Here is a 17,812-nt window from a genome sequence, read left to right as displayed (position 1 = left end):
CGCATGGCCAGATCGCACATACCCGCCGACATGATGCCGGTGGTCGGCCCCTTGAGCTGGGGCCTGGAATTCCCCATGCAGGGACGCTGCCTGCTGGTGTCGGGCCAGGTCGGCGCCGATGCGCGGGGCGACGTGCCGGAAGGCCTGATCGCCCAGACACGGAATGTGTGGGCCAACATCGACCGCGTGCTGAAGTCGGCGGGCATGTCGGCGCGCGACGTCGTGCGCACCGGCATCTATCTGTCTTCGCAAGTGGAGTTCGGCGAAGAGGAGCGCGCGGCGTTCAACGCCTTGCGCGTGGAATTCCTGGGCGACAACCGGCCGGCGTCCACGCTGATCTTCGTGCACCGGCTGATGGACAGGCGGTGGCTGGTGGAAATCGACGCGATCGCGGTGGCGCCTGGCGCCGGGTCATAGGACGTAGCCTTCCAGCCAACCCATCGCCTGCCACACGTAGACGACCACCATGGCGATGGCGAACATCCCGCAGATCGAACCGATCAGCACCGCGCCCAGCGCGACCAGTACGGGTCCCCAGCCGCTGCGCGGCGACGCCGGCAGGCCCGGGTTATAGGCGCGATCGAATTTTTCATCGGGCCGCAGGGACAGCACGGCGCTTTCGATGAAGCCTTCGATCATGGGGATGAACAGCAGGAAGAAAGCGGGATTGTCGTACCAGACCGGAAACCAGCACGTGGCCAGCAGGCAGGCGGCCGCGTACAGGGTGATCCAGGCGGCGCCGCGGCGGCCCAGGTACCACCAATGCGCGCCCATCCAGCCGAAGAACAGCGCCAGCAGGCCGGCCCGCACCTTGGTGCGCGGCGCGCGGCGAGGCGGTTGCAGAACGGAAGAAGCATCGGCCATGGATAACCCCACGCGAACTTGACGGCGTCGGCGATTGTAAGCGCATCGGCGCGGCTGGGCTGGCCCGCGGGCTCTCCGCGGCGGCCGGGATAGAATTCCCGCATGAATGACTCCGCATTTCCCATCGCCATCCTGGGCGCGGGCCCGGTCGGGCAGGCCCTGGCGCTGATGCTGGCCCGGGTCGCCGACGACGCGTCGCGCATCGTGCTGATCCAGGGCGCCGCGCCAGCCCCGACGCCGGCCGCGTCGACGGGTCCCGCCGCCACGCCGGAATCGCGCGTGCTGGCCTTGAACCACGGCAGCCTGGTGCTGCTCGATACGCTGGACGCGCGCCCCGCCCCGGCGGCGGACATCCAGACCATCCATGTGTCGCAACGCGGCCGCCTGGGCCATACCGTCATCCGCCATGGCGATTTCCAGGTGCCGGAGCTGGGCGCCGTGGCGGCCTATCCCGCCGTGCGCGATGCGCTGGCGCGGGCCGTGGCCGCGTCGGGCGTCACCGTCGTGCATGCGGATGGTGCGCGCGTGGCCGCCCGCACCGGCGACGGCGTGGTGGTGCGCGCGACCGGCGACCGCGAGATCCGCTGCGGCGTGGCGGTCGTTTCCGACGGCGCGGCAGCGGGCCAATTGCGGCGCGAATACGGCCAGGACGCCGTGCTGACGGCCGTCCGCGCCAGCCGGCCGCGGCGTGGCTGGGCCTACGAGCGCTTCACGCGCGAAGGGCCCCTGGCCCTGCTGCCGCATCCGGCGGCGGACGACTGCTACGCGGTGGTGTGGTGCTGCGCGCCGGAACGCGCGGCGACGCTGGCCACGCTGGATACGGCGGCATTTTCGCAAGCCCTGACCGACGCCTTCGGCGACCGGCTCGGTCGGCTGGACTGCATCGGCGAGCGCCACGTCGCGCCCCTGTTCATGAGCATCCGCCGCACGCAGGTCGACGGCCGGGTCGTCGCCATCGGCAATGCCGCGCAAACCCTGCATCCGGTCGCCGGGCAGGGCCTGAACCTGGGCTTGCGCGACGCCGCCAGCCTGGCGCAATCGCTGGCCTCCTGGCTGCGCGATCCCGCCAGGGATCCCGCGCCGGCGCTGCGCGAGTTCGCGGGCGCGCGCCGGGGCGACCGCTGGCTGACCACCGCGCTGACCGATCTGCTGCCGCGGGTCTTCACCACCGGCCTGGCGCCGGTGGAGCACGCCTGCGGCCTGGCGCTGCTGGCGCTCGACCTGGCGGCGCCTATGCGCGCGCCGCTGGCCCGGCATCTGCTGCAGGGCTGGCGCGCCTGACGGCAGGGGGCCGGCTTGTCCCTGGCAAGGCGATAAACCGGGCCTGATCCGCGGTTGTCAACTGCGTCGAGCCAACAGTCGCCAACCCGGCGTAAATCGGGCCGTATCCCGCCCGGGTAAAATCCGCCGATGCAAATTGGTTCCTGGACTCTTCCCAACAACGTGCTGGTCGCGCCCATGGCGGGCGTGACCGACCGCCCTTTCCGGCAGCTGTGCAAGCGGCTGGGGGCGGGCTATGCCGTGTCGGAAATGGCCGCCAGCAATCCCCGGCTGTGGGACAGCGTCAAGACGTCGCGCCGCCTGAACCATGACGGCGAGATCGCCCCGGTGTCGGTACAGATCGCCGGCGCCGATCCGGCGATGATGGCCGAGGCCGCCGTGTTCAATGCGCAGCGCGGCGCCCGCATCATCGACATCAACATGGGTTGCCCGGTCAAGAAGGTCTGCAACGTGGCGTCGGGCTCGGCGCTGCTGCGCCATGAGGACCTGGTGGCACGCATCCTGGACGCCGTGGTACGGGCCTGCCAGCCGCTGGGCGTGCCCGTCACGCTGAAGACGCGCACGGGCTGGGATCGCGAAAACCGCAATGCGCTGCGCATCGCCAGGCTGGCCGAGGACACCGGCATCGCCGCGCTGACGCTGCACGGCCGCACGCGCGCCGATCTCTACACCGGTCACGCCGAATACGACACCATCCGCGCCGTCAAGGCCGCCATCCGCATACCGGTGGTGGCCAACGGCGACATCGACAGTCCCGAGAAAGCGCGCCACGTCCTCGACTACACTGGCGCCGACGCCGTGATGATAGGCAGGGCCGCCCAGGGGCGTCCCTGGATCTTCCGCGAAATCGATCACTACCTGCGCACGGGCGCCAGGCTGGCGCCGCCCACCTACGGTGAAATGCGCGACCTGCTGCTCGAGCACCTGGACGACCACTACCGCTTCTACGGCGAGCACACAGGCGTGCGCACCGCGCGCAAGCACATCGGCTGGTACGTCGAGGGCCTGCCCGGCGCCGACGATTTCCGCGCCGCGATGAACCGCCTCGACGATACCGCCGCGCAGGCGCGCGCCGTCGGCGCCTGGTTCGATCACTTTCCGCGCGATGGCCGGCCTGGGCAGGCCGGCCACGCGCAAACCCTGCTGGCGGCCTGACCGCCAGTCACATAAACAAAAATAGTTGTGCCTCGAAATGAGTAAAAAAGTTGGATTGGAAGAATGCGTGCGCGCCAGCCTGGAGCGCTATTTCGAAGACCTGGGTGACGCCGAACCCCACGATATGTGGGACATGGTGATGCGTTGCGTGGAACGTCCGGTCCTCGAAATGGCGATGGAACGGGCGGGCGGCAATCAGTCCCGCGCTTCCGAAATGCTGGGCATCACGCGCAATACCTTGCGCAAGAAGCTGCTCGCGCACAACATCCAGGTTTGATCCATCCGCCGCCCGCCATCCGCATCGCGCTTTCCAGACTCCCATCATGAAAATCGAAACCGCCCTAATTTCGGTCTCCGACAAGACCGGTATCGTTGAATTCGCCCGGTCGCTGGCGGCGCGCGGCGTGCGCCTGCTGTCCACCGGCGGCACCGCCAAGCTGCTCGCCGACGCCGGCCTGCAGGTCACGGAAGTGGCCGCGCATACCGGTTCGCCGGAAATCCTGGACGGCCGCGTCAAGACGCTGCATCCCAAGATCCACGGCGGCCTGCTGGCCCGCCGCGATAGCGAAGCGCACATGGACACCCTGCGCGCGCAGGGCATAGACCGCATCGACATGCTGGTCGTGAACCTGTACCCGTTCCGCGAGACCGTGGCGCGCGGCGATTGCACCTTTGCCGATGCCGTCGAGAACATCGACATCGGCGGACCGGCGATGCTGCGCGCGGCCGCCAAGAACCACGGCACGGACGCCGGCGGCGTCACGGTGGTGATCGATCCGGCGGACTACACCCGGGTGCTGGCGGAAATCGACGCCAGCGGCACCACGTCCTACGCGCTGCGCCTGGCGCTGGCGACCAAGGTATATGCCCATACCGCCGCCTACGACGGCGCCATCGCCGCCTACCTGAGCAGCCTGGCCGACGCCGCGCCCGTGCAGCACGTGGCGCCGGCGCGCAACGCCTGGCCCGAGACCCTGACGATCCAGATGCGCCAGCAGCAGGCCTTGCGCTACGGCGAGAACCCGCACCAGTCGGCGGCCTTCTACGTCGATGCGCAGCGGCCCGCGGGCGTGCTGGGCAACTACCGGCAGCTGCAGGGCAAGGAACTGTCGTACAACAACATCGCCGACGCCGACGCGGCGTGGGAATGCGTGCGCACCTTCGACAGCGCCGCCTGCGTCATCGTCAAGCATGCCAATCCCTGCGGCGTGGCCGTGGCCGAACACGCGCTCGAAGCGTATCGCAAGGCCTTCAAGACCGATCCCACGTCGGCCTTCGGCGGCATCATCGCCTTCAACCGGCCGGTGGATGCCGCGATGGCCGAGGCCGTCAGCGAGCAGTTCCTCGAAGTGCTGCTGGCGCCGGCCTATGACGGCGCCGCGCTGGCCCTGCTGGCCAAGAAGAAGAACGTGCGCGTGCTGGAAGTGCCGACCGGCGCCGGCCACAACGCCTTCGACGTCAAGCGGGTGGGCGGCGGCTGGCTGGTGCAGACGCCCGACTCCTTCGCCGTGGCGCCCGACGCGCTCAAGGTGGTGACGCGCAAGCAGCCTACCGAACAGCAGATGCAGGACATGATGTTCGCCTGGAAGGTGGCCAAGTACGTCAAGTCCAACGCCATCGTGTTCTGCGCCGGCGGCATGACGCTGGGCGTGGGCGCCGGCCAGATGAGCCGCGTCGATTCGGCGCGCATCGCCTCGATCAAGGCGGAAAACGCCGGCCTGACGCTGAGCGGTTCGGCGGTGGCGTCCGATGCGTTCTTCCCCTTCCGCGACGGCCTGGACGTCGTCGTCGCGGCGGGCGCGAATTGCGTGATCCAGCCCGGCGGCAGCGTGCGCGACGATGAAGTCATCGCCGCCGCCGACGAGCACGGCATCGCCATGGTGCTGACCGGCACCCGCCACTTCCGCCACTGATGCGCATCCTCGGCGTCGATCCCGGCCTGCGCCGCACCGGCTTCGGCGTCATCGACGCCGAAGGATCGCGCCTGCGCTACGTCGCGAGCGGCACGGTGGTGGTGCCGCCCATGAAGACGCTGGCCGACCGGCTGAAGGTCATCCTCGACAACCTGCGCGAAGTCGTCCGCGACACGCAGCCGGACGTCGCCGCACTGGAAATCGTCTTCCTGAATACCAACCCCGCCTCCACGCTGCTGCTGGGCCAGGCGCGCGGCGCGGCGCTCTGCGCCATGGCCGACAGCGGCCTGGCGGTGCACGAATATACGGCGCTGCAGATCAAGAAGTCCGTGGTCGGCACGGGGCGGGCGGCCAAGGAACAGGTGCAGGAAATGGTGCGCCAGCTGCTGGCCCTGGACGGCCTGCCGGCGCCCGATTCGGCCGACGCGCTGGCCTGCGCGATCTGCCACGCCCACGTCGGGCCGCTGGCCGACCGGCTGGCGGCATTGAGCGGGCCCCTGGCGTCCACGCGCGGCCGCATGCGCCTGCGCGGCGGACGCTTATCCGGATAACGAAACCAGACCCCCACCATGATCGGAAGAATCACCGGCACGCTCATCGAAAAATCGCCCCCCACCGTTTGCGTGGACGTCAATGGCGTGGGCTACGACGTCGACGTGCCCATGAGCACGCTGTATTCCTTGCCCGAAAACGGCGCGAAGGTATCGCTGTACACGCACCTGACGGTGCGCGAGGACGCGCATCTGCTCTACGGCTTCGCCACCGTGGGCGAGCGCAGCGCCTTCCGCGAACTGATCAAGGTGAGCGGCATCGGCGCGCGTACCGCCCTGTCGGTGCTGTCGGGCCTGTCCGTGGCCGATCTGGCGCAGGCGGTCACGCTGCAGGAGTCGGGACGGCTGACGCGGGTGCCCGGCATAGGCAAGAAAACCGCCGAACGCCTGCTGCTGGAGATGCGCGGCAAGCTGGGCGCGGACATCGGGGCGGCGCCGCATGCCGTGCCCGACAGCCAGTCCGACATCCTGAACGCCCTGCTCGCGCTGGGCTATTCGGAGAAAGAATCGCTGGCGGCGCTCAAGACCTTGCCGGAAGGCGTCGGCGTGTCGGATGGCATACGGCAGGCGCTGAAGTCGCTGGTGCGCTGAGGTCGCTTTCCACCAGCGCGCGGCGCTACATGCCGCGCGCCCGCCGCTGCCCCAGGTAGCCCGGCACGACGGCCTCCATCGCGGTGGGGATGATGCCCAGCTCGGTGGACATGTTCGCGCGGCTGACGTTATCGATCTTCAGGCTGTCCAGATTGTCGGGGGTCATCAGCGGCCGGCCGGGCAGGCAGGCCAGGAAGGCCGCCTGCAGGCGGCCCACGCCCATGGGCACGCTCACCACCATGCGCGGATGGCCGCTCCATTTGGCGCACATGCCGGCGATGGCGCCCAAGGTGTGCACCTGCGGCCCGGCCAGTTCGTAGGCCTTGCCGTAGGTGTGGGGATTGTCGAGCATGGTCTCGATGGCCGCCGCGACGTCTTCCACATACACCGGTTGCAGGCGCGACTGCGCGCCGGCCAGCGGCAGCACGGGAAACCAGCGCGCCAGGCGCGCGAACAGATGGGTGAAATCGTCGTCGTGGCCGAACACCACGGATGGCCGCACGATGGTCCACGCATGATCGGGCGCGTTGGCGAAGGTCTCGCGCACCGCCGCTTCGCCCGCGCCCTTGGACCGCAGGTACATGCTCGGCCCGCCAGGGTCGGCGCCCAGCGCGCTGACGTGGATCATGCGCCGCACGCCATTGCGCAGGCAGCCTTGGGCGATGCGGCGCGGCAGCTCCACATGCGCCCGCGCGAAGCCAGGACCATACGGACGGCCCCTGCCGTCGTGCAGGATGCCCACCAGATTGACGACCGCGTCGCAATCCGCCAGCAGCTCATCCAGCGCGGCGTCGTCGTAGACGTCCGATTGGGACAGGGTCACGGTGGGCACGACCTGCAGGTCGCGGCCCCGCGCGTACAGGCGCGTCGGCACGTGTACCTGATGCTTGGCCACGCCCAGGCGCGCCACCAGATGACGGCCTATGAAGCCGGTGCCGCCTATGACAAGGATGCGCATCCGCCGCTCCCGCGTCGATACAAAACAGGGTCGATTCTGCGCCGTGGCGGGCCCTGGACGCAAGCGCGGCGGACCGGGCGATCAGGAACCCAGGTATCCGGCGTAGGCCTTCAGGTCGACATTGCCGCCGCTGATGATCACGCCCACCCGCGCATCGCGGGTGGGCACGACCTGGTTCAGCACCGCCGCCGCGCCCAGGCAACCGGTGGGTTCGACCACCATCTTCATGCGTTCGGCGAAGAGCTTCATCGCATCGATCAGTTGCGCGTCGCTGACCGTCACGATGTCGGTGACATGCTGGCGGATGATGGGAAAGGTCAACTCGCCCAGGTGCGTGGTGAGCGCGCCGTCGGCGATGGACTTGGGCGTGGGGATGGGCACCACGCGGCCGGCGCGCAACGACTGCTGGCCGTCATTGCCGGCTTCGGGCTCCACGCCGTACACCTTGCACGACGGGCTGAGCGCGGCCGCCGACAGCAGCGACCCCGACAACAGGCCGCCACCGCCCAGGCAGACGAACAGGTAGTCGAGCTCGCCGACTTCCTCGAACAATTCCTTGGCGGCGGTGCCCTGCCCCGCGATGACGTCGAAGTGATCGTACGGCGGGATCAGCGTGGCGCCGGTTTCGGCCTGCAGGCGCTTGGCGACGGCTTCGCGGTCTTCCGTGTAGCGGTCGTAGGTGACGACCTTGCCGCCGTAGCCTTCGGTCGCCGCGCGCTTGGCGGCGGGCGCGTCCAGCGGCATGATGATGGTGGCCGAAACGCCCTGCAGCCTGGCGGCCAGCGCGATGGCCTGCGCATGGTTGCCGGACGAAAACGTCAGCACGCCCGCGCGCCGCTGCTCCGGCGTCAGCCGGGCGATCGCATTGAAGCCGCCGCGGAACTTGAAGGCGCCCATGCGCTGGTAGTTCTCGCACTTGAAAAAGACACGCGCGCCCGCCCGCGCGTCGGCGGTGGTGGACGTCAGGACCGGGGTGCGATGCGCCGCGCCGCTCAGTCTTTCACTGGCGGCGACGACGTCGGCGTAGGTGGGCAATTCGCGGGACATGGTGGTTCCTAGGCAGGGGATAGGGCGAAACCGAAGGATGATAGTCCAGCACGCCGGCCGCCGCCACGGCGCGCGGCCGCCGTGGTGTACGATAGCCGGGCATCGTTCGCCACTGCCCCCATGGCCATCCAGTCAGACTCCCTCTCTTCCCGCCCAGACGCCGGCCGACTCGTCGCGCCGCAGCCCGTATCCCCGAACGAGGAGTCCATCGAACGCGCGCTGCGCCCCAAGATCCTGCGCGACTACGTCGGCCAGGACCGCGCGCGCGAGCAGCTGGAAATTTTCATCGCCGCGGCCCGCAAGCGCGGCGAGGCGCTCGACCACGTCCTGCTTTTCGGCCCGCCCGGCCTGGGCAAGACGACGCTGGCGCACATCATCGCGCATGAGATGGGCGTGCAGTTGCGGCAGACCTCCGGCCCGGTGCTGGAACGCCCGGGCGACCTGGCCGCGCTGCTGACCAACCTGGAAAAGAACGACGTCCTGTTCATCGACGAAATCCACCGGCTGTCGCCGGTCGTCGAGGAAATCCTCTACCCCGCGCTGGAAGACTTCCAGATCGACATCCTGATCGGCGAAGGCCCGGCCGCGCGCAGCGTCAAGCTGGACCTGCAGCCGTTCACCCTGGTCGGCGCGACCACCCGTGCCGGCATGCTGACCAATCCGCTGCGCGACCGCTTCGGCATCGTGTCGCGGCTGGAGTTCTATAACGCCACCGATCTGGCCCACATCGTCAGCCGCAGCGCCGCGCTGCTGCAGGCGGCCATCACGCCCGAAGGCGCCGACGAAGTGGCGCGCCGGTCGCGCGGCACGCCGCGCATCGCCAACCGCCTGCTGCGCCGGGTCCGCGACTATGCCGAAGTGAAGGCGCAGGGACGCATCGACGCCAAGGTCGCCGGCGCCGCGCTCGCGATGCTGGAAGTCGATCCGCAGGGGCTGGACCTGATGGACCGCAAGCTGCTGGAGGCCATCGTGCACAAATTCGATGGCGGCCCGGTGGGCGTGGACAGCCTTGCCGCCGCCATAGGCGAAGAGCGCGACACCATCGAAGACGTCATCGAGCCCTATCTGATCCAGCACGGCTACCTGCAGCGCACCCCGCGCGGCCGCATGGCCACGCAGACGACGTGGCGCCACCTGGGGCTGGCGCCGCCCGCGGGCGCCACGGCGGCCACGGGCGACCTGTTCGGCGGATAGGGCCGGCCTCCGCTGGCTCTCATCGGCCCTGCCCGAGCGTCCACGCGCTCCCCGGCGCGTCGCAGCGCCACGGCTCAGGCGAAGCCGGCCACGCACTCCAGGATTTCGTCGCCGTAGGCTTCCAGCTTGCGCGCGCCCACGCCGCTGATGCCGCCCAGCTCGTCGGCCGTATCCGGCCGCGCCAGGGCGATTTCGCGCAGCGTGGCGTCGTGGAAAATCACATAGGCGGGCACGCCGTGGTTGCGGGCCACCCCGGCCCGCCAGGCGCGCAGCGCTTCGAAGACCGGCTGGGCCTCGGCCGGCAATTCCACCGCGGGCGCCCTGCCGCGCGTGCCGGCGCTCTTGGCGGCGCGCGCCGCCTTGGGCGATTCACGCCGCAGCATCAACTGCCGTTCGCCCTTGAGCACCGCGCGGCTGGCCTCGGTCAAGGCCAGCGTGCCATAGCCTTCATGATCGACGGCCAGCAGTCCCTGCGCCAGCAGTTGCCGCAGCACGCCGCGCCAGGCCGAGTCCGACAGGTCGGCGCCGACGCCGAAGACCGACAGCGCCTGATGCCCGTACTGGTTGACGCGATCCGTGGCCTTGCCGCGCAGGATATCGATGATGTGGCCGGCGCCGTAGCGCTGGCCGCGTTCCTTCCACAGGCGATAAACGGCCGACAGCACCTTCTGCGCCGCCACTGTGCCGTCCCAGGCCTGCGGCGGGTCCAGGCAGACGTCGCAGTTGCCGCAGGGGGATATCTGCTGGCCGAAGTACGCCAGCAGGCGCACGCGCCGGCACTCCACGGTTTCGCACAGCCCGAGCATGGCGTCCAGCTGCTGGCCCAGCCTGCGCTTGAAGACTTCGTCGCCCGGCGATTCGTCGATCATGCGGCGCTGCTGCACCACGTCCTGCAGGCCGTAGGCCAGCCAGGCGGTCGCGGGCAGGCCATCGCGGCCCGCACGCCCGGTTTCCTGGTAGTAGCCTTCCACCGATTTCGGCAGGTCGATGTGCGCGACGAAGCGCACGTCGGGCTTGTCGATGCCCATGCCGAACGCGATGGTGGCGACCATGACGATGCCGTCCTCGCGCAGGAAGCGCGACTGGTTGGCCGCGCGCACGGCGGCGCCCAGGCCGGCGTGGTAAGGCAAGGCCTGGACGCCGTTGTTGCAGAGGAATTCCGCGGTTTCCTCGACCCGGGCGCGCGACAGGCAATACACCACGCCGGAGTCGCCGGCGTGTTCGTTGCTGATCATCTCCAGCAGCTGTTTGCGCACCTCGTTCTTTTCAACGATGCGATAGCGGATATTGGGACGGTCGAAGCTGGCGACGAAGTGGCGGGCCTCGTCCAGCGCCAGGCGCTGGGCGATTTCGGTGCGCGTGGCGGCGGTGGCGGTGGCCGTCAGGGCGATGCGCGGCACCTGAGGCCAGCGCTCGTGCAACAGGGACAGCCCCATGTACTCCGGCCGGAAATCATGGCCCCACTGCGACACGCAATGCGCTTCGTCGATGGCGAACAGCGCGATGCGGCCACGATCCAGCAGGTCCAGGCAGCGGTCGGTCAGCAGGCGTTCCGGCGCGACGTAGAGCAGATCGAGTTCACCGTCCAGGAAAGCGCGCTCGACCTCGCGGGCGACACGCCAGTCCTGCGTGGAATTCAGAAAAGCGGCACGCACGCCCAGTTCGGTCAGCGCATCCACCTGATCCTGCATCAGCGCGATCAGCGGCGACACCACCACGCCGGTGCCTTCACGCACCAGCGAAGGCACCTGGTAGCACAGCGACTTGCCGCCACCGGTCGGCATGAGGACGAGCGCATCGCCGCCCTGGACCACATGATCGACGATGGCCTGCTGTTCGCCGCGGAAAGATTCGTAGCCGAAAACGCGCCGCAGGACTTCCAGGGCGCGCGGGTCAGACATGAAGAAAAGCCGATAGCATCATGGCGGGCATTTTATAGGAGCGCCGGCGCGGCGGCGCGGGCGCCGGGACGTCGCCGACACCCGGCGCCGGCACGGTGCGACTTTGCGAGGCGGCCGGATGGCCGGCTAGCGTCCGCCCAGCGGCATGCTCAACTGCATGTTGACGCCGTAATCGCCGGTGATCACGTCATGGTCGGCCCCCACGGCCAGGCGGACGTTGGGCGACAGCATCATGCTTTGCGATATGCCATAGCGGCGTTCCAGCATCTCGCCGCTGGTGTCGCGCAAGCCGGAATAGGTGCCGCTCAGTTCGCCCCAGCCGCTGATCGGCAGGCCGGCGGAAAACGTATTGCGGAACTGGCTGGTGGCCGTGGCGCCGTCCTGGTAGGTCGACAGGTCGCCGTAGCCGCTGCTGGTCAGTTCATTGCCATAGCCCAGCCTGACCGTATCGAAAACCTTGACGTTGTAGCCCAGGTTGTAGCGCCAGCCCTGCGAGGTATCGAAATGGCTTTGCGTCGCGCCGCCCTGCAGCGTGCCCCAATCGCCCAACGAATACGTGGTGCCGAGACCGGTCGTGGTCAGGGCGCGCGCGCTTTGGACCTGGCCTTCCAGCGTGACGTCGGGCGTCAGGCCGTAGCGCACGGCATTGCTGCCCGCGGGGGCGCCGTACTGGACGCCGCCCGCGGTCACCGCCGGGTCGGTGTTGTTGATGCGGCCCCACACGGACGAATAGCCCAGCTTGCCTTCCGGCACGGTGCTGTCGCTGCTGGCGCTCAGGTTGGAGACCTGCACGCCGCCGATGGCGGCGGCGCTGCTCCAGGCGGGCGCGAAGGGCGTCAGGCTGCCCAGCGACACGGACGGGCCATCGACGCTGCGGTAGGTCAGGCTGCGGTCGCCCAGCTGCATGCCGCCTTCCGGCGTCACGCTGGAAAACCAGGGTTTCGGGGTGCCCAGGGGCCGGCCCCACTTGACGGGGGTGGAGCCCGGAGGCAGCGGGACGTAGTCCAGATCCAGCCCGCCCGCCATGGCGTCAGCGGCTTCCGAGGCGGCGGTGGGCACGACGGGGCAGCCTTCCATCACGCTTGCCGGGGCGTCGTCGCCCGCCAGGGCGTCCGGATCGATGCCGGCGGTCGCGTCGCCGCCCGCCGGAGATGCGCCTGTCGCCGCATCCCGCGCGGGCGCGGTGCCCGCCGATACCGCATCCGCCGGTGGATACCCCGCCGGCGCGGATCCCGCCGGGTCGGCCGTCGGCGCGGCGCCAGGTGCATCTGGGGCCGGGCATGGCAGCAGTTCGGCCGTGATGCCGACGGGCGCCTGCGGCTTGACGGGCACGGGCAGCGCGGGCGCCAGCACGCCCAGGCCGCGGCCGGCCTGCGCGAGCAGCAGCGGTTCGCGCGCCGGACTGTCGGCGCGCGCTACGGGAATCGTCGAAATCGCGGGGACCGGCGCGGCTCGCGCGCCCGTCTGGACGCCGCAAGCCACCAAGGCGGCAAGCGCGGCGCGGCAGGCGCGCCGCCGGACAAAAAAATGCATAAGGCCAGATTCCGGTGCCAGGGGGCGCTGCATCCGCGCGGCATCTAGGCTCACTGTAGCGAGATGCGCCGCCCCGGCAGTTACATATTCCGCCTCCTCCTGGAACGCCGTATTTTAATCGGCCCCGCCCGCCGCCGTACCTTATAGTTGCCCTCGATTACCGATTTCAGTTCATTTCCTCCCCTTGCCCGCGAGGCGACGGCCTCGCAATATGCGGACATGGATACGCCTCATACCAAATTGCTGGTCGTCGACGACGACCCCGCCCTGCGGCAACTGCTGGCCGACTACCTGAACAGGCACGGGTACGACACCCTGCTGGCGCCCGACGCGGCCGACCTGCCGGCGCGCATCGCCCGCTACGCGCCGGACCTGCTCGTCCTCGACCGCATGCTTCCCGGCGGCGACGGCGCCGACGCCTGCCGCCGCCTGCGCGAACAGGGCGAGGACATTCCGGTCATCCTGCTGACCGCCCGCGACGAAGCCGTGGACCGCATCATCGGCCTGGAGGCCGGCGCCGACGACTACCTGGGCAAGCCCTTCGATCCGCGCGAACTGCGGGCGCGCATCGAAGCCGTCCTGCGCCGCAAGAAAGGCCCGTCGGCGCTGACGCGCGACGCCGCGGTCAGCTTCGGTCCCTTCGTCTTCGAACCGGCCACGCGGCAGCTGCTGCGCGACGGCGTCGCGGTCAAGCTGACCGGCGGTGAAATCAACCTGCTGGAAGCCCTGGTCCGCAACGCCGGCAAGCCGCTGTCGCGCGAACGCCTGCTGGCCCTGGCCCGCGACGACGACGCCGGCGAACGCAATGACCGCGCCATCGACATCGCCATCCTGCGCCTGCGCCGGGCCATCGAGGAAGACCCCAAGCAGCCGCGCTGGATACAGACGGTGTGGGGCATAGGCTATCGCTTTTCGCCGTGATGAAATTTTCGCCGCGGTCGCTGCTGCCGCGTTCTTTGCGCACCCGCCTGATCCTGCTGGTGCTGGGCTGCATGCTGGTGGCGCAGGCCGGCACGCTGGCCGTCGGTTCGCACTACCGTGAGCGCTTCATTACCGACGTGGTGATGGACTACATCGTCACGACCATACGCACGCTGCGCGCGGCGCTATCCGAAGTGCCGGCGGAAGACCGCGCCAGCTTCGTCCGCGATTCCTCCGGCGGCCAATGGCATCTATGGGCGCGATCGCTGCCCGCCGAGGCGCAACTGGCCCGCTTTCATCGCGGCGGCCTGCCGCCGCCCCCGCTGCGCGACGACGCCTCCGACGCCGACCGCGAGGCCCGGCTGGCCGAGCTGCGCGAATACCGCCGCCAGCGTCCCGACGGTCCGGACGACGACATCCGCCGCGACCTGCGCGGACTGGTGCGGCAGCTCAACGAACGCCTGAACGACGGTACGCGCGTGGCGCTGTCGCGCGGACCGCGTCCGGAGATGTTCATCTCGCTGGCGCCCAATCCGACCAGCGAAGACACGCCGCAACTGCGCGAGTGGCTGGTCATCCCGCTGGACCGCCTGGACCCGCCGCTGGCCACGCCGCTGGTGATCACCTGGCTGGGCGTGTTCGGCGTGGTGCTGATACTGGCGGGCGGATTCTCGTGGCATATCACACGGCCGATCACGCGCCTGGCCGAAGCCGCGGACAAGCTGGCCGCCGGCCAGCCGCAGCGCGTCGAACCCTCCGGTCCGCACGAGACGCGCGTGTTGGGCGAACGCTTCAACGCCATGCTGGACGCCCTGCAGGAGTCCGAGTCGGTCAGGCGCACCCTGCTGGCGGGCCTGCCGCACGATCTCAAGGCGCCCCTGTCGCGCATGTGGCTGCGCATCGAGATGTCCGACGATGTGGCCTTGACCGAGGGCCTGCGCAAGGACCTGCACGACATGCAATACATGGTCGACCAGTTCATCGGTTTCGTGCGCGGCACCGATCCGGCCGGCTACCGTTACGCGCCCATTCCCCTGGCCGAATGGCTGACGGAGCGGGTGCAGGGCTGGCAGGGCGCGGGATCGCCGGTGGAACTGCGCATGGAGAGCGATCCCGGCATGACAGTGCAGGGCGACGCGGTGGCGCTGGCGCGCCTGCTCGACAACCTGATCGCCAATGCCCTGCATCATGGCGCGCCGCCGGTGGAGGTCTCGCTGGAGGAGCGCGATGGCAACGCGGTGCTGCGCGTGGCGGATCACGGGCCCGGCATACCGGCCGAGCGCCGCGCCGAGGCACTGCGTCCTTTCGCGCGGCTGGATGACGCCCGCACCCGCACCGGCAATGTCGGCCTGGGCCTGGCGCTGGCCGACGCCATCACGCGCGCGCATGGCGGCACGCTGGCGCTGGGCAGCGCGCCGTGGGGCGGCCTGAGCGTGGAAATCGTCCTGCCGCTGCGGGCCTGAACGCTGGGTTCCGGTACCCTGGGTTCCAGGTACCCTTAGTTGCGCACCTGGCGCGCCTGGCGCGCCTTGCCGAACACCGAGCGGTACGCCAGGATGTTGAACACCACGATCAGCGGAATGGCGACGATCGCGCCCGACAACACCAGCCGCATCGAGCCCAGCGACGCGGCGCCGTCCCACAACGTCATGTCGTCCAGGATCAGGAACGGGAACAGGCTGTAGGCCAGGCCGCCCAGCATCAGCAGGAACAGGCCCACGCAAGTGACGAAAGGCACCCAGCTGAAACGTTCGGCATGGCGTGGCAACCGGGTCAGGACCATTTCGGTGCCGACGAAGCCCAGCAGCATCGCCACCCACACCCCCACCGCCAGGCCCAGATGGGCCAGGTTGCTCCACTTGTAGAAGATGCCCGCGTTGGCCAGCCCCAGCGTGACGGCGATCGCCACCATGCCGGCGGCCGTCCAGCGGATCGCGTGGCGCGCCCAATTCACCGCGCGGCGCTGCAGATCGCCGTCCACCCGCATCGTCAGCCAGGTGGCGCCCAGGAGCACATAAGCCGCGACCGCGCAGAGCCCGACGAACAGGGAAAATCCGTGGTAACCGGCGGTATTCTGGTAGCCGGTCGCGATGCGCCCCAACGCCATGCCCTGCCCGAACGCCGTCATCAACGATCCGATCCAGAACGCCGTCACCCAGCGCGGCTTGGATTCCGTCCGGGCGCGCAGGCGGAATTCGTAGGACACGCTGCGCAGCACCACCCCCAGCACCATCAGGGTCAGGGGCGCATAAAGCTGCCCCAGCACCGTCCCCCAGGCGAACGGGAACGCCGCCGCGAACAGCCCTATGCCCAGCAGCAGCCAGAATTCGTTGGCATCGCGCCATGGACTGAGCAGCCCCAGCATGCGGCCGCGTTCCTCTGCCGGCGCCAGCTGCAGCAGGATGCCCACGCCCAGGTCGAACCCGTCCAGCACCGTACCCGCCACCACCAGCACGAACAGCATGCCCATGAACACCAGCGGCATCCAGAACGACGGATCGTCCGGCGTGAGACCCAGCGACGCGGCCAGCGTGGCGATCACGACGCCGCCCCCGCCGCCTTGCGCACCGGCACCACGCCATAGCGCGCCGCATGGAAAAGCATGCGCACGAAAGCCGTGAAAAGTACGCCGTACAGCAGCACGTAGCCCAGGGTGCCGTACAGCAGCGAACGCGGCGAAGCGGCGCCCAGGATTTCCGACTGCGTGACGGCGCCGTTGACCGCGTAGGGCTGCAGGCCGACGATCGTGAACACCCAGCCGAAGACCACCAGCGCGCCGCCCGACAAGGTCATCGCCGCCAGGGCCCGCAGCCAGCGCCGCGAAAGAAAGGAGGGATCGAAGCCGCGCTTGCGCAGCTTGAAGACGGTGGCCCAGGCGATGCCCGCCATCAGGCCCGCCAGGATCACGATGACCCGCAGGGACCAGAAGGTCAGCGCCACCGGCGGCTGCATGTTGGCGTAGTTTTCCAAGGCCAGGAAATGGCCGTTGACGTTGCGGCCCAGCCAGCGCGCGGCCGCCCCTTGCACCGTCCAGGCGCCGCGGTTGGCCGCCAGGTCGGCATCGGGCCAGCCCAGCAGGACCAGGTCCGGCGCGTCGCCTTCATGCCAATAGGCCAGCGCGGCGGCCGCCTTGGCGGGCTGGTAATGGGCGATCATCTTGCCCATGCCGATGCCGACCGGCACCAGCAGGACCACCGAAATGCCGGCCAGGCCCAGGGCGGCCCGGAAACCCAGGCGCTGGCCGTCGTCCAGCGGCCGGCGCAGGGCCTGCCAGGCGGTAATGCCCATGATCAGGAACGCGGCCGCCAGCAGCGCGCCCAGCAGCGTCGATCCTATGGTCCATCCGAGCGAGGGGTTGAACAGCACCTTGGCCCAGTCGTAGATCTGGAAGCGGCCGTCCACCACGACCGCCCCGTCCGGCGTCTGCATCCACGAGACCAGCGCCAGCACCCAGAAGGCGGTGGCCACGTGGCCCAGCGCCACCATCAGGACCGACAGGGTATGCACGGTCTCCGACACGCGCCGCTGGCCGAACAGCATGACGCCCAGGAAGCAGGACTTCAGGGCGAATACCGACAGCACGGCGAACCCCAGCAGGGGGCCGGCCACATTGCCGATCTTGTCCATCAGGCCCGACCAGATCGTGCCGAGCTGCAGCAGCACCGGCACCCCGGATGCCAGCGCGAGCACGAAAGCCAGGGCGAAAATCCGGACCCAGAAGCGATAAGCGGCGGTCCAGCCGGCGTCGCCCGTGGCGCGGGCGCGCAGCTTGAAATACAGCAGCAGCCAGGACAAGGCCATCGCCAGCGCCATGAAAAGCGCCACGAAGGCCAGGCACGCGATGAACTGCAGACGTCCCAGGAATAAAGGGGGGATGCTCATGGTGGGCGCTAGTTTAGTCGG

At 69.4% G+C, this 17,812-nt stretch carries 17 protein-coding genes; 10 read left to right on the top strand and 7 right to left on the bottom strand.

The window, feature by feature from the left end; all coding sequences use genetic code 11:
- Positions 1 to 3 precede the first annotated feature (3 nt).
- Positions 4 to 417, top strand: coding sequence for a RidA family protein (locus CAL26_RS04760; protein ID WP_094845730.1), 414 nt, complete (start codon positions 4 to 6; stop codon positions 415 to 417).
- Here CAL26_RS04760 and CAL26_RS04755 read toward each other — a convergent pair.
- Positions 412 to 864 (bottom strand): TM2 domain-containing protein, encoded by a 453-nt coding sequence (locus tag CAL26_RS04755; protein WP_094845729.1) that lies wholly within the window; start codon positions 862 to 864, stop codon positions 412 to 414. The genes CAL26_RS04760 and CAL26_RS04755 overlap by 6 nt on opposite strands.
- A 102-nt stretch (positions 865 to 966) precedes the next feature.
- Between CAL26_RS04755 and CAL26_RS04750 the strand changes: the two genes are divergently transcribed.
- The 6 genes from CAL26_RS04750 (at position 967) to ruvA (ending at position 6,355) form a co-directional block, all read left to right on the top strand.
- Positions 967 to 2,145, top strand: coding sequence for an FAD-dependent monooxygenase (locus CAL26_RS04750; protein ID WP_094845728.1), 1,179 nt, complete (start codon positions 967 to 969; stop codon positions 2,143 to 2,145).
- Positions 2,146 to 2,274: 129 nt separating this feature from the next.
- Positions 2,275 to 3,300, top strand: a complete 1,026-nt coding sequence (gene dusB, locus CAL26_RS04745; RefSeq protein WP_094845727.1) for a tRNA dihydrouridine synthase DusB — start codon at positions 2,275 to 2,277, stop codon at positions 3,298 to 3,300.
- Positions 3,301 to 3,337: 37 nt separating this feature from the next.
- A complete protein-coding gene (locus tag CAL26_RS04740; RefSeq protein ID WP_086063588.1) occupies positions 3,338 to 3,577 on the top strand; it encodes a helix-turn-helix domain-containing protein in 240 nt (79 codons plus the stop codon).
- Positions 3,578 to 3,623: 46 nt separating this feature from the next.
- Entirely contained in the window at positions 3,624 to 5,213 is a 1,590-nt protein-coding gene (gene purH / locus CAL26_RS04735; protein WP_094845726.1) for a bifunctional phosphoribosylaminoimidazolecarboxamide formyltransferase/IMP cyclohydrolase, read from the top strand.
- Positions 5,213 to 5,764 (top strand): crossover junction endodeoxyribonuclease RuvC, encoded by a 552-nt coding sequence (gene ruvC / locus CAL26_RS04730; protein ID WP_094845725.1) that lies wholly within the window; start codon positions 5,213 to 5,215, stop codon positions 5,762 to 5,764. Before purH ends, ruvC begins: the two co-directional genes overlap by 1 nt.
- 18 nt (positions 5,765 to 5,782) lie before the next feature.
- Positions 5,783 to 6,355 carry a Holliday junction branch migration protein RuvA gene (gene ruvA, locus CAL26_RS04725; protein WP_094845724.1) on the top strand — a complete coding sequence of 191 codons (573 nt, stop codon included), beginning with the start codon at positions 5,783 to 5,785 and terminating at the stop codon, positions 6,353 to 6,355.
- A 25-nt stretch (positions 6,356 to 6,380) separates the two neighbouring features.
- Here ruvA and CAL26_RS04720 read toward each other — a convergent pair whose 3' ends face one another.
- Both CAL26_RS04720 and CAL26_RS04715 read right to left on the bottom strand, forming a co-directional pair.
- Positions 6,381 to 7,313, bottom strand: coding sequence for a complex I NDUFA9 subunit family protein (locus CAL26_RS04720; RefSeq protein ID WP_094845723.1), 933 nt, complete (start codon positions 7,311 to 7,313; stop codon positions 6,381 to 6,383).
- Positions 7,314 to 7,394: 81 nt separating this feature from the next.
- Positions 7,395 to 8,360 (bottom strand): threo-3-hydroxy-L-aspartate ammonia-lyase, encoded by a 966-nt coding sequence (locus tag CAL26_RS04715; protein WP_094845722.1) that lies wholly within the window; start codon positions 8,358 to 8,360, stop codon positions 7,395 to 7,397.
- Between the two features lie 120 nt (positions 8,361 to 8,480).
- Between CAL26_RS04715 and ruvB the strand changes: the two genes are divergently transcribed.
- The gene (ruvB, locus tag CAL26_RS04710) at positions 8,481 to 9,554 is read left to right on the top strand and encodes a Holliday junction branch migration DNA helicase RuvB (protein ID WP_094845721.1); all 1,074 of its coding nucleotides are present in this window, start codon (positions 8,481 to 8,483) and stop codon (positions 9,552 to 9,554) included.
- Between the two features lie 74 nt (positions 9,555 to 9,628).
- Here ruvB and recQ read toward each other — a convergent pair whose 3' ends face one another.
- Complete coding sequence (gene recQ / locus CAL26_RS04705) at positions 9,629 to 11,455, bottom strand: DNA helicase RecQ (RefSeq protein ID WP_094845720.1); 1,827 nt, start codon at positions 11,453 to 11,455, stop codon at positions 9,629 to 9,631.
- Positions 11,456 to 11,581: 126 nt separating this feature from the next.
- Positions 11,582 to 12,988, bottom strand: a complete 1,407-nt coding sequence (locus tag CAL26_RS04700) for a hypothetical protein (protein WP_094845719.1) — start codon at positions 12,986 to 12,988, stop codon at positions 11,582 to 11,584.
- Positions 12,989 to 13,207: 219 nt separating this feature from the next.
- On the opposite strand from CAL26_RS04700, the gene CAL26_RS04695 reads away from it, so the two are divergent.
- Positions 13,208 to 13,909 (top strand): response regulator, encoded by a 702-nt coding sequence (locus CAL26_RS04695; RefSeq protein WP_094845718.1) that lies wholly within the window; start codon positions 13,208 to 13,210, stop codon positions 13,907 to 13,909.
- Positions 13,909 to 15,372 (top strand): sensor histidine kinase, encoded by a 1,464-nt coding sequence (locus tag CAL26_RS04690; RefSeq protein ID WP_094845717.1) that lies wholly within the window; start codon positions 13,909 to 13,911, stop codon positions 15,370 to 15,372. Before CAL26_RS04695 ends, CAL26_RS04690 begins: the two co-directional genes overlap by 1 nt.
- A gap of 35 nt (positions 15,373 to 15,407) precedes the next feature.
- On the opposite strand, the gene CAL26_RS04685 is transcribed toward CAL26_RS04690, so the two are convergent.
- Positions 15,408 to 16,451, bottom strand: coding sequence for a cytochrome d ubiquinol oxidase subunit II (locus CAL26_RS04685; RefSeq protein ID WP_094845716.1), 1,044 nt, complete (start codon positions 16,449 to 16,451; stop codon positions 15,408 to 15,410).
- A complete protein-coding gene (locus CAL26_RS04680; RefSeq protein ID WP_094845715.1) occupies positions 16,448 to 17,791 on the bottom strand; it encodes a cytochrome ubiquinol oxidase subunit I in 1,344 nt (447 codons plus the stop codon). Before CAL26_RS04680 ends, CAL26_RS04685 begins: the two co-directional genes overlap by 4 nt.
- Positions 17,792 to 17,812 lie beyond the last annotated feature (21 nt).

The sequence above is a fragment of the Bordetella genomosp. 9 genome, from assembly GCF_002261425.1.
Taxonomy (GTDB): domain Bacteria; phylum Pseudomonadota; class Gammaproteobacteria; order Burkholderiales; family Burkholderiaceae_B; genus Bordetella_C.
Note: the sequence above shows the minus strand (reverse complement) of the source record. Positions and strands in the feature narration are given on the sequence as shown.